This is a genomic window from Plastoroseomonas arctica (assembly GCF_018128965.1).
GTDB classification, from domain to species: domain Bacteria; phylum Pseudomonadota; class Alphaproteobacteria; order Acetobacterales; family Acetobacteraceae; genus Plastoroseomonas; species Plastoroseomonas arctica.
Window position 1 is genome coordinate 150,563 of the sequence record NZ_JAAEDH010000001.1, and the last position, 11,624, is coordinate 162,186.

At 67.4% G+C, this 11,624-nt stretch carries 9 protein-coding genes; 8 read left to right on the top strand and 1 reads right to left on the bottom strand.

The features are described from left to right. The first annotated feature begins 26 nt into the window (after positions 1-26). Positions 27-2,339 carry a molybdopterin-dependent oxidoreductase gene (locus tag GXW79_RS00745; protein WP_211872295.1) on the top strand — a complete coding sequence of 771 codons (2,313 nt, stop codon included), beginning with the start codon at positions 27-29 and terminating at the stop codon, positions 2,337-2,339. Between the two features lie 42 nt (positions 2,340-2,381). Here GXW79_RS00745 and GXW79_RS00750 read toward each other — a convergent pair whose 3' ends face one another. After that, complete coding sequence (locus GXW79_RS00750) at positions 2,382-3,053, bottom strand: glutathione S-transferase family protein (RefSeq protein WP_211872296.1); 672 nt, start codon at positions 3,051-3,053, stop codon at positions 2,382-2,384. A gap of 122 nt (positions 3,054-3,175) precedes the next feature. Here GXW79_RS00750 and rutA point away from each other — a divergent pair, with 122 nt between their 5' ends. From rutA to GXW79_RS00785, 7 genes are all read left to right on the top strand, one after another. Beyond that, positions 3,176-4,255 carry a pyrimidine utilization protein A gene (gene rutA / locus GXW79_RS00755; protein ID WP_211872297.1) on the top strand — a complete coding sequence of 360 codons (1,080 nt, stop codon included), beginning with the start codon at positions 3,176-3,178 and terminating at the stop codon, positions 4,253-4,255. Positions 4,256-4,266: 11 nt separating this feature from the next. Further along, positions 4,267-5,295 (top strand): ABC transporter substrate-binding protein, encoded by a 1,029-nt coding sequence (locus tag GXW79_RS00760; protein WP_211872298.1) that lies wholly within the window; start codon positions 4,267-4,269, stop codon positions 5,293-5,295. A 325-nt stretch (positions 5,296-5,620) separates the two neighbouring features. Continuing rightward, positions 5,621-6,646: an ABC transporter substrate-binding protein gene (locus tag GXW79_RS00765; protein ID WP_211872299.1), complete on the top strand. Its 1,026-nt coding sequence runs from the start codon at positions 5,621-5,623 to the stop codon at positions 6,644-6,646. Further along, on the top strand, positions 6,643-7,434 hold the full coding sequence (locus GXW79_RS00770; protein ID WP_211872300.1) for an ABC transporter permease: 792 nt from the start codon (positions 6,643-6,645) through the stop codon (positions 7,432-7,434). The genes GXW79_RS00765 and GXW79_RS00770 overlap by 4 nt, the downstream gene beginning before the upstream one ends. A 3-nt stretch (positions 7,435-7,437) precedes the next feature. Continuing rightward, positions 7,438-8,241, top strand: a complete 804-nt coding sequence (locus tag GXW79_RS00775) for an ABC transporter ATP-binding protein (RefSeq protein ID WP_246503593.1) — start codon at positions 7,438-7,440, stop codon at positions 8,239-8,241. A 1-nt stretch (position 8,242) separates the two neighbouring features. Further along, positions 8,243-9,871 carry an amidase gene (locus GXW79_RS00780; protein ID WP_211872301.1) on the top strand — a complete coding sequence of 543 codons (1,629 nt, stop codon included), beginning with the start codon at positions 8,243-8,245 and terminating at the stop codon, positions 9,869-9,871. Continuing rightward, positions 9,868-11,475, top strand: a complete 1,608-nt coding sequence (locus GXW79_RS00785; RefSeq protein WP_211872302.1) for an ABC transporter substrate-binding protein — start codon at positions 9,868-9,870, stop codon at positions 11,473-11,475. The genes GXW79_RS00780 and GXW79_RS00785 overlap by 4 nt, the downstream gene beginning before the upstream one ends. Positions 11,476-11,624: the final 149 nt, after the last annotated feature.

The following is an 11,624-nucleotide window of genomic DNA, read 5'->3' on the forward strand; positions in this document are numbered from 1 at the left end:
TGCTTGTGCGGCAGAGGATGTTGAGCATGACCGTTATCACGCCGCACGCGAGCCATTGGGGTGCCTATGACGCCATAGTCGAGCACGGCCGCGTTGTCGGCGTCCGCCCCTTCGCGCGCGACCCAGTGCCGGGCCCGTTGATCGAAAGCGTGCCCGATGTGGTGCACGCCGCTTGCCGGATCGACCGCGCCTATGTCCGGCGTGGCTGGCTGGAGGGCAAGCGCGCCGGCCATCTGCGCGGCGGCGATCCCTTCATCCCGATCCCCGCCGACCAGGTCACGCGCCTGATCGCCGCGGAGGTATCGCGCGTGCGCGCCGAGCACGGGCATGATGCGATCTTCGGTGGCTCCTATGGCTGGTCCTCGGCCGGGCGCTTTCACCATGCCCGCGGCCAGTTGCATCGCTTCCTCGGCCTCGGCGGCGGCTACACCGCGCAGATGAATTCCTACTCCTACGCCGCCGGGCAGGCGCTGCTGCCACATGTTTTGGGCACCAACGAGGTGCTGCTCGGGCGCGTGACGGACTGGGCGGCGATCGCGCGGCATGCGGGCGTGATGCTGTGCCTGGGCGGGCTGCCGCTGAAGAACGGGCAGGTGACCTCGGGCGGCGCCGGCGCTTCGGAATACTCGGTGAATTTCCGCAAGGCGGCCGAGGCCGGGGTACGCTTCCTTTGCGTCTCACCCTACCTCGCCGACATGCCCGAATGGATGCATGCCGAATGGACGCCGATACGCCCGGGCACCGACGCGGCGCTGCTGCTTGCCATGGCGTACTGGCTGATCGCCGAGGGCCGCGAGGATCGTGACTTCCTCACGAGCCATTGCACGGGATGGGACAGGCTCGCCGCCTATGTCACAGGGGCTTCCGACGGCCTGCCCAAGACGCCGGACTGGGCGGCGCCGATCACCGGCATCTCCGCCGAGCGGATCATCGCCATCGCCCGCGCCATCTCCGACGCGCCGGCGATGCTGACGGCGACCTGGTCCATCCAGCGCGCTGATTTCGGCGAGCAGCCCTTCTGGATGCTTACCGCTCTCGCCGCCATGCTGGGCGGCATCGGCAAGCCGGGGCAGGGGGTGGCCTTCGGCTACGGCAGCATCAACGGCATGGGCACGCCGCGGCGCGAGATCCCGTCCTTCTCGCTGCCCGCGACGCGCAACCCCACCGGGCGATACATCTCGGTCTCGTCGATCACGCGCATGCTGGAGAGCCCGGGCGGGGTGGAATCCTTCAACGGCCGCGAGGTGCCTTTCCCCGACACGCGGATGATCTGGTGGGCGGGCGGCAACCCCTTCCATCATCACCAGGATCTGAACCGCCTGCTGCGCGCCTGGGCGAAGACCGATACGATCATCGTGCAGGAGCCGTGGTGGACAGCGGTCGCGCGCCACGCCGACATCGTGTTGCCGGCCACCACATCGCTCGAGCGCAACGACATCGCCAGCTCCGGACGCGACCGCTTCCTGCGCGCCATGCACCAGGCGATCCCGCCCATCGCCGGCGCGCGCAACGACCATGACTGGCTCGCCGACATCGCGGACGAGCTCGGCTACCGCGATCGCTTCACCGAGCAGCGCAACGAGAATGCCTGGCTGCGCCACCTGTTCGACCGCTGGCGCCGGGCCTGTGCCGCAACGGGCGTCGAGACGCCTGATTTCGACCGCTTCTGGGCGGACGGCTATTGGGAGGCACCGCCGCCCGAGCCATGCCGCGCCTTTACGCAATTCGCGGAATTCGCGCTCGACCCGGTGGCGCATCCGCTCGACACGCCATCCGGCAAGATCGAGCTGTTCAGCGAGACGGTGGCCGGCTTCGGCTATGCCGAGGCGCCGGGCCATCCGGTCTGGAACACGCCGCGCGAATGGCTCGGCGCGCCCGAAGCGAGGCGTTTCCCCTTCCACCTGCTATCCTTCCAGCCTTCGACGCGGCTGCACGGCCAGCTCGACCCCGGCCGCGTCGCGATGGCCGACAAGATCCAGGGGCGCGAGCCTATCATCATGCACCCCGAGGATGCGGCGGCGCACGGGTTGGCGGCGTGCGACATCCTGCGCGTGTTCAACGATCGCGGCGCGTGCCTGGCCGGCCTGCGTCTCAATGAGGGCTTGCTTCGCGGCGTGGTGATGATGGCGACGGGGGCGTGGTTCGATCCGCTGGAACCCGGTGTGCCGGGCAGCCTCTGCGTGCACGGAAACGCCAATGTGCTGACCGCGGATGTCGGCACGTCGCGTCTGGGGCAGGGGCCATCGGCGCAATCCTGCCTGGTGGCGGTGGAGCGCTTCGAAGGCGCTTTGCCGCCGGTGCGCGTGCATGCGCCGCCGGTGATCGAGGAAGCGATGTGACCCTGGCGATGCGGGAGCGCGGACCCCCGCATCGCCGGAATCCTAGGCCGCGATGTGCGGGAACATGTGGCGCTTGGCCTCGGCGTCCATCTCGGTCTTGAAGGCGTGGCGGTCCTTGATCGCGATCGCGCGCTGGGCGGCCGGGCGCGCGTTGATGGCGTCCAGATGGCGCTTCACATGGGTCAGCGTATCGAACACCTCCGCACCGAGCGCGAAGCCGCCGATCCGCGACCAGCCCCACACCGCCATGTCGACGATGGAATAGGCATCGCCCACCATCCATTCGCGCGATGCCAGGCGATCGTTCAGAATGGTCCAATGCCGCTTCGCCTCGAAGGCGTAACGGGTCTTTCCGTATTCGCTGCCCGGCGGGGCCACGTTGCGGAAATGCACGTTCTGGCCGGTAAAGGGACCGATGCCGCTGGCCACGAACATCATCCAGGAGAACATCGCCCCGGCATCCTCCGGCTTGGGCAGGAACTGGCCGGTCTTCTGCGCGAGGTAGAGCAGGATGGCGTTGGAATCGAACACCGGCTTGCCGTCATCGACGATGGAAGGTGCCTTGGCATTCGGGTTGATCGCGAGGTAGGCGGGGTCGTGTTGCTCGCCCTTGCGGGTGTCGAGAGGGATCGCCTCATAGGGCAGCCCGGATTCCTCAAGGAACAGCGCCACCTTCATCGGGTTGGGCGCGGTATTGTAGTAGAATTGCAGCATGGCGGGTCTCCCGTTGATGCCGCGGATGAGACGCCGACGCGGGCGCCCGCGCAAGCCGACCGGATGGCACGCGAATTGCTGCATCGCACCCGAACCGCAGGAGCGGTGAGAGGGTCTTTGCCATGCAGGTCGGCGTTTTCATCCCCATCAACAACAACGGCTGGATCATCTCGACCACCTCGCCGCAGTACCTGCCGAGCTTCGAGCTGAACAAGACCATCGTGCAGAAAGCCGAGAGCTACGGCCTAGATTTCGCCCTATCGATGATCAAGTTTCACGGCTTCGGCGGGGCCAGCCGCTTCTGGGATTACGGGCTGGAGAGCTTCACCCTGATGTCCGGCCTCGCCGCCGTGACCACGCGGATCAAGCTGTTCGCTTCCATCGCGGTTCTGACCATGCCCCCGCCGCTCGCCGCGCGCATGGCAGTGACCATCGACTCCATCGCACCCGGCCGCTTCGGCGTGAACATCGTCTCCGGCTGGCAGGAGGCCGAGTACTCCCAGATGGGCATCTGGCCCGGCCCGGTGCATTTCGCGAACCGCTACGTCTACTGCGCCGAATACGTGAAGATCATGCGCGAGCTGTGGGAGACGGCGGAGAGCGATTTCAAGGGCCAGTTCTTCCAGATGGACAAGTGCCAGCTGCTGCCCACGCCGTCCGCGCCCATCCCCATCATCTGCGCCGCGCAGAGCGATGCGGGCACCAAGTTCGCCGCCGAATACGGCGACTACAATTTCTGCGTGGGCTTCGGCGTCAACCAGCCCCAGCGCGTCGCGCCCTCGATCGCCCGCCTGGTGGAAGCCCGCAAGCTGACCGGCCGCGACGTCGGCGCGCTGGTGATGCAGATGATCGTTGCCGACGAGACCGACGCCGCGGCTGAAGCCAAGTGGCAGCACTATTGCGACGGCTACGACCATGAGGCCTTCGCCTGGCGCAACGCCCAGGCGGGCGCGGACAAGACAACAGACCCCTACGCCACGGCGAACCGCCAGAAGATGCAGGGCGACAACTACCCCACCAACCAGGGCGTCTTCGTCGGCTCCTATGCCAAGGTCGCCGCCCTGCTTGATGAGATGTCGGAAATTCCCGGCCTCGCCGGCGTCATGCTCACCTTCGATGATTTCGTCATCGGCATGGAGCAGTTCGGCACGCGCATCCAACCCCTGATGAAAAGCCGCGCCCGCGTGCTTGAAGCCGCCTGAGGAAGCCGAGAATGACCCAGTTCACGCGCCGCGCCGCCATCGCCGCGCTTGCCGCGCCCGCCTTCATCCGCAGCGCCTCCGCCGCGCCCGAAACCACCACCTTCGACATCATCGCCGTGCGCGACCCGCAACTCGGCGCGCAGATCGCGCTCGCCGCCGAATTCGACCTGTTCCGCCCGCAAGGCATCACGCCCAACATCCGCTGGACGCAATCCGCCGCCGATACCCTCACCATCATGGGCGGCGGCTCCGCTCCGGTCGGCACCGGGGGCAGCTTCACCCAGGTGGTTTTCGGCGGGCAGCGCCTGCCGATCCGCACCATCTCGGCACTCGCCGACATCGCCGAGACGCAGGGCTTCGTGCTCAGCCCCGGCGTGCGCCTCGCCCACCCGCGGGAGCTCGAAGGCAAGCGCATCGCCTTCACCCAGGGCAATTCGCAGGTGCTTCTGCTCGCCAAGCTGGCAAGCCTCTACAGCTTCGACGCGACCAAGGTCCAGCTCGTCAACATGAACCAGAGCGAAGGCGTCGTCGCCGCCTCGCGCGGCGACGTCCAAGGCCTGATGGGCTGGCAGCCGAACCTCTACCGGCTCATCCAGCTCGGCGGCACCATGTACTGCACCGGCGCCACCCTGCACGTGAACGGCCGTCCGGAGCCTCGCCCGGCCGACGACCTGCTGCTGTTCAACCACTCCACCCTGCTCGCCTCGCAGGAATGGATCGACAGCAAGCCCAACACCCTCACCGCCCTGCTCAAGGCGCTGATGGCGGCCAACACCATCCTCACCGACGACAAGCCGCGTGCCATCGCCGCGCTCGGCCGCACGCTGCGCATCGACGCGCCCGCCCTCGAAGTCATGGCCAACGCGAACAAATACGCGCTCGGCATCAGCCCGGCCCTGATCGCCAGCCACCGCTTCCAGAGCGAATGGGCCGTCAGCATCGGCCGTGCGCCCAGCCCACCGCGCGCGGAGGACTGCTTCACCACCCGCATCGCGGAAATGGCAGACCCGGCGCTGGTGACATGGCGACCCGTGGCGTGAGGGGAGGCAGCAAGGCTGGGGCGCTGCCCCAGACCCCGCCGGGGATCGCGCCGATCCCCGGGCCCCTGCGTGTGTTGGTTCTGGCCGTGGGAGGGCTGGGACTTGCGATGAAGCGCCGGGTTGGGGGGAGGGCGCATGGCGTTGCCCGCGGCGAAGGCACAACCGCGATGCGCCCTCTCCCCAACCCGGCCCGCCTCTGCAGAGCCGCAACACCCTCCCAAAATCGAGAACCAACAGATGGAGGTCCAGGATCGACACGATCCTGGCGGGTCCAGGGCAGAGCCCTGGCCTTGCTGTCTTCCCTCTCACCCCACGAGGTCCACCCATGACACCAACGACCCGTCGCGCATTGCTCGCGATGCCGATGCTGATCCCGGCGCTCGCGCGCGCTCAGACTGCGCCCGAGCAGCGGGAGGTGGAGTTGTTGGGCGTGCGCGATCCGCAGCTGGGCATGCAGCTCGCGGTCGCCTCGCATTTCGGCATGTTCCGCGAGGAGGGGCTGGACGTCACGATCCGCTGGCAGTCGTCGGGCGGCGAGGTGATGACGATCATGGGCGGCGGCTTTCCGATCGGGATCGGGTCGCAGTTCGGGCAGATCGGTCTCGCCGCGCAGAATATTCCGGTGAAGATCATCTGCGGTTTCGCCGATATTGCCGATACCCAGGGCGTGGTACTGGCACCGCACACGCGGCTGTCGCATCCGCGCGAGCTGGAGGGCAAGCGCTGCGCCTTCACCCAGGGCAACAACTCGCCGCTGATGCTGAAGAAGCTGGGCCAGCGCTTCGGCTTCGACGAGACCAAGATCCGCATGATCAACATGAACCCGTCCGAGGGTGTGGTCGCGGCGGCGCGCGGGGACGTGGATATCCTCCTCGCCTGGCAGCCCTTCCTCCATCGCCTGACGACGCTTGGCGGCACGCTCTACGTGGTGGGCAGCAAGCTGCTGTTCACCGACCCGGTGACGATCCTGCCCGAGGCGGAGAAGCTGCTGTTTTCCCATTCGGTGATGATGGCGACGGAGGAGTGGATCCGCACCAAGCCCAACACGCTCAAGGCCATGCTGCGCGCGCTGATCAAGGCGGACAACCTGTTCAAGACGGATCGGCCGCGCGCCTTCGGCGCGGTGCAGGAAGTGCTGCGCATTCCGGCCGAACCACTGCAGGTGATGACCGAGGCGAACAAGTATGGCGTGCTGATCGACCAGCCGCTGGTCAATTCCTATGATTTCACCGTCGAGTGGGCGCTGGATATCCGCCGCATCCCGACGCGGCTCACCGCGGCGAGCGGCATCTCCACCACACTGCTCAGCCAGGTGGATCCGGCACGCGTGACATGGAGGCCGCAGGCATGAGCGGCTGGAAGAAGCATCTGCCGGGGCTGGCGGGGGCGCTGTTCTCCATAGCCATCTTCCTCGGCTTCTGGCTGTTCATCAGTTACGGCAATCGCTTCTGGTTCAAGTGGTTCAACCCGATCCTGCTGCCCACGCCGATGGAGGTGCTTCAGGCGGGGGTGAATTCCTACCGAAGCGGCGACTTGCAGCGCGACATCTGGGCGAGCCTGAGCCGCGTGTTCCAGGGCTTCGCGCTGGCCTCCGTCGCCGGCGTGTTCCTCGGCGTCGCGGTCGGCACCTGGAAGCCGCTCGAGCGCCTGGTCGAGCCGATGGTGGAGATGCTGCGGCCGATCCCGCCGCTCGCCTTCCTGCCGATGATGGTGCTGTGGTTCGGCATCGGCGAGTTGAGCAAGATCGCCTTCATCACCTATGCAGCGTTCTTCCCGATCTTCACCACGACGCTGGAGGGGATCAAATACGTCGATCCGCTGCTGATCCGCGCGGCGTCCTCGCTGGGCGCGTCGCGGATGGACATGTTCCGCCATGTTGTGCTGCCGGCGGCGTTGCCGGCGATCATCACCGGGCTGCGGCTGGGGTTTGGACTGTCGTTCTTCGTGATCGTCGCGGCGGAGTTCATCGCGGCGGATAGCGGGTTGGGCTACCTGATCAATGATGCGCGCACCTTCTTCCTTGTCAGCCAGATGCTGATGGGTGCTGCGGTGATCGGCATCATCGGATTTTTCGTCAATGTCGGTCTGCGTGCGCTTGAGGGCCGACTGCTGCGCTGGCGCGTTTCGGTGAGGGCCTGAGCCATGGACATCGCAACCAGCCTCGACGCAGCGCCCGACCTGGCCATGCGTCCGACGAAGATTTCCATCCGCGGGGTGGGAAAGGTGTTTGGCGACAATGTCGCGCTGGAAAAAGTGGACCTCGATCTGCCTGAGAACAGTTTTACCTGTTTGCTCGGACCCTCGGGCTGCGGCAAATCGACGCTGCTGAACATGATCGCGGGGTTCTTGAAGCCGAGCTCCGGCCAGATTTTGGTTGATGGCAAGGAGGTGACGGCGCCTGGCGCGGATCGTGGCGTTGTGTTCCAGGAATACGCGCTGTTTCCGTGGCGCACCGCGCTCGACAATGTCTGCTTCGGTCCGATGCTGAAGGGCAAGAGCAAGTCCGAGCAGCGTGCCATCGCGATGAAGCATCTGGCGACGGTGGGGCTTGCGGGGCACGAACAGAAGTACCCGGGCAATCTCTCGGGCGGGATGAAGCAGCGCGTAGCGATCGCGCGCGCGCTGGCCAATGACCCCTCGGTGCTGCTGATGGACGAGCCGTTCGGCGCGCTCGACGCGCAGACGCGCGAGGTCTTGCAGGAAGAAATGCTGCGCATCTGGGAGCAGGACCGCAAGACTGTGGTCTTCGTGACGCACTCGATCTCTGAGGCGATCTTCCTCGCCGACCGCATCGTGGTGATGGGCACGCGCCCGGGCTGCGTGAAGGAGGTGGTGGACCCGCAGCTGTCGCACCCGCGCGAGCGGACGGATGCGGATTTCATCGCGCTGGAGCGGCACCTGAAGCATCTGGTGCGCGCCGAAGTGCAGAAGCTGGGGGTGCATTGAGATGACTGACCTGGCCTTCATGACCATCGCCGAGGCGTCGTCGCGCATCGCCACGCGCGACCTCTCGCCGGTGGAGCTGACGGACGCGCTGATCGCGCGCGCCGAGGCGCTCGACCCGCAGATCAATGCCTACCTGTTGCCCACCTTCGAGGCCGCGCGCGGCGAGGCGAAGGCGGCGGAGGCGGAGATTGCAAAGTCCGGCGCGAAGTCGCCGCTGCACGGCATCCCCTATGGTCTTAAGGATGTCTATGACGCGGCCGGCACGCCCACCACCGGGCATTCACGCTGCTACGCCGATTGCCGGCCGCGGGAAGACGCCGCCACGACGGCCAGCCTGCGTGCCGCCGGCGCGGTGCTGCTGGGCAAGCTCTCCACGCATGAAGGGGCGCATGGCGGCCCGAGTTTCGACCTAGCCTGGCCGCCGGCGCGCAACCCTTGGAAGGCCGACCATTTCACCGGCGGTTCCTCCTCGGGTTCCGGTGCAGCGGTCGCGGCGGGGTTCATGCCACTCGCGATGGGCACCGATACTGGCGGGTCCATTCGCAACCCCGCGGGCCTGTGCGGCCTCGTCGGGTTGAAGCCGACGCAGAGCCTGATCTCGCGGCGCGGCATCATGCCGAATTCCTGGAGCTACGACACCGCCGGCCCGATGGTCTGGACGGTGGAGGATTGCGCCATCGTGATGCAGGCCATCGCCGGGCATGACCCGCGCGACCCAAACAGCGCGACGCGCCTGGTGCCGGATTATCGCGCCGCACTCACCGGCGATATCCGAGGCCTGCGCATCGGCGTTCTTCGACACGTCTTCGAGGAAGACGTGAAAATCCCCCCCGCCACTAAGGCGGCGCTGGAGGCCGCTTTCGACGTGCTGCGCGGCCTGGGTGCCACGCTGGAAGACGCGCGCATCCGCCCGATGGGCGAGTATTTCGACGTGAAGGTCATCGCCGCCGAAGCCGAGATCTTCGCCGTGCACGAAGCCAACCTGCGCGAACGCCCGAACGACTTCGGCGAGGATTTTCTGGCCCGCAGCCTGCCGGCCATGCTGATCCGCGGCACCGACGTGGTGGCTTCGCACCGCCAGCGCCGCGTGATGCTGGCGGAGTTCGAGGCGCTGTATGCGAAGTACGATGTGCTGGTCACCGCGGCACCCAGCCTCGCGCCGCGCCTGGATGGCTGGCAGCCCATCCATTTCTGGTCGAAGCATTCCTCGCTGACCACCGCCTTCAACTGCTCGGGCGGCCCCGCGCTGGTGCAGTGCATCGGGCATGAGGGCGGGCTGCCGATGTCCATGCAGATCGTGGGCCGGCCCTTCGACGATGCCACAGTGATGAAGGTCGCCCATGCCTATGAGAGCGCCACCCCCTGGCGCGCACTGCGGCCGGTGCTGGAGGCGGGCGCTGCGGTCAACCCGCTGCCCAAGGTGCCCGACCCCGCGCCGGTCACCATCCCCCAGGCCGAGCAGGATGAATACCTCGCCATCGCGCGGCGCGCCGGCATCACGAAGCTGAACGCGCGCAACACCGCGCATTTCCTCTCCGCGGCGCCGATCATGCGCGAGATGCTGGCGCGCATGCCACGCCCCGCGGGCTTCGCGCAGGAACTCGCCAACATCTTCCACTTCCTGTCATGATCACGCGCCGCGCCACGCTGGCACTGGCCGCCTCGGCGCTGGCGGCGGAGGAGGCCATCGCGCAAACCCCGCGCGGCGGCGAGCTGCGCATCGGGATGACGCTCAACGACATCCCCACCGCACGCGGCGCGCCGGACCAGGGCGGCGAGGGCATCCGCTGGATGGGCTTCACCATCTATGACAGTCTGGTCTACTGGAATCTCGGCCAGGAGGAGACGATCCCGCGCATCGTCCCGGCCCTCGCCGAACGCTTCGCGCCGAACCCCGACAACCAGTCGGAATGGATCTTCCACCTCCGCCACGGCGTGAAGTTCCATGACGGCAGCGACTTCGACGCCGACGCCGTCATCTTCAACCTCGAAAAGCTGCTGGTCCGCGAAGCCCCACATTACGACCCGCAGCAGCGCCTGACGCTCGCCTTCCGCCTGCCCGACGTGAAGAGCTGGCGCAAGATCGATGACTTCACGCTCGCCATCGGTACAGGCACGCCCAACGCCTATCTGCTCGACCAGATCGTGTTCCTGCACATCTCCTCGCCCGCGCAGTGGCGCCGGCTGGGCGGGTGGGAAGCCTTCGGCCGCCAGCCCTCCGGCACCGGGCCGTTCCGCGTGACCGAGATCGTCCCGCGACAGCGTTGCGTCATGCTGCCCTTCGCGGAATACTGGGACGTCGCGCGGCGCCCGAAGCTCGACCGCCTGGTGCTGCTGCCGATCCCGGACGCCAATACCCGCGTCGCCGCGCTGCTCGCGAACCAGGCGAACTTCATCGAGGCGCCGCCGCCCGACGCCATCCCTGCGCTCCGCGCCCAGCGGATGACCATCAAGGTCAACCCCTATCCGCATGTCTGGCCCTACATCCTGCGCATCGTGGGCGACGGCACGCCGCTGGCCGATGTGCGCGTGCGCCAAGCGCTGAACCTGGCTGTCAACCGCGAGGAGATCGTGCAGCTCCTGGGCGGCATGGCGGTGCCGGCCACCGGGATGGTGCTGCCCGACAGCCCCTGGTTCGGCAACCCGCGCTTCCGTATCCGCCACGATCCCGCCGAGGCGCGTCGCCTGCTGGGCGAGGCCGGCTACAACGCCGCGCGCCCGCTCCAGATCACCTTCCAGATCTCGACATCCGGTTCGGGCCAGATGCAGCCGCTGCCGATGAACGAGGCCATCCAGCAGCAGATGCGCGCCGCCGGCATCGACCTGCGTTTCGACGTGGTGGAGTGGAACGCAATGCGGGTGCAGCGCACGCGCGGCCCGCTCGACCCGACCGCGCGCGGGCTGCACGCGATCAACAACTCGATGGGCATCTCCACGCCCTTCGATGCCTTCCAGCGCTTCTTCTCCTGCAACATGGCCCCGCCCGAGGGGCTGAACTGGTCAGGCGTGTGCGAGCCCGCGTTGCAGGCGCTGCTCGACGCGGCCGTGCTGGAGTTCGACGAGACGAAGCGCGACGCGCTGCTCGCCCGCGCCCACGAAATGGTGGTGGACAATGCCTATTGGCTCTGGGTCGTCCATGACGTGAACCCGCGCGCGCTGCGGCCCGAGGTGCAGGGGTTTGCCCAGGCGAAAAGCTGGTACCAGGACCTGACCCAGGTGAGCGTCCGCCGCTGATGTGACGCCTCGATGAAAACCGGGGCCGAGCCCGTCCTGGCCCTGGCGCATTCCGGCGCGCTGACCATGATGTGACGTGATCGCCCTCGGCTCGGCCGCGCCCGCGCGCCAAGCCCGGGGCCTGGTGCGCGCGATCTGAACCCTGGAAG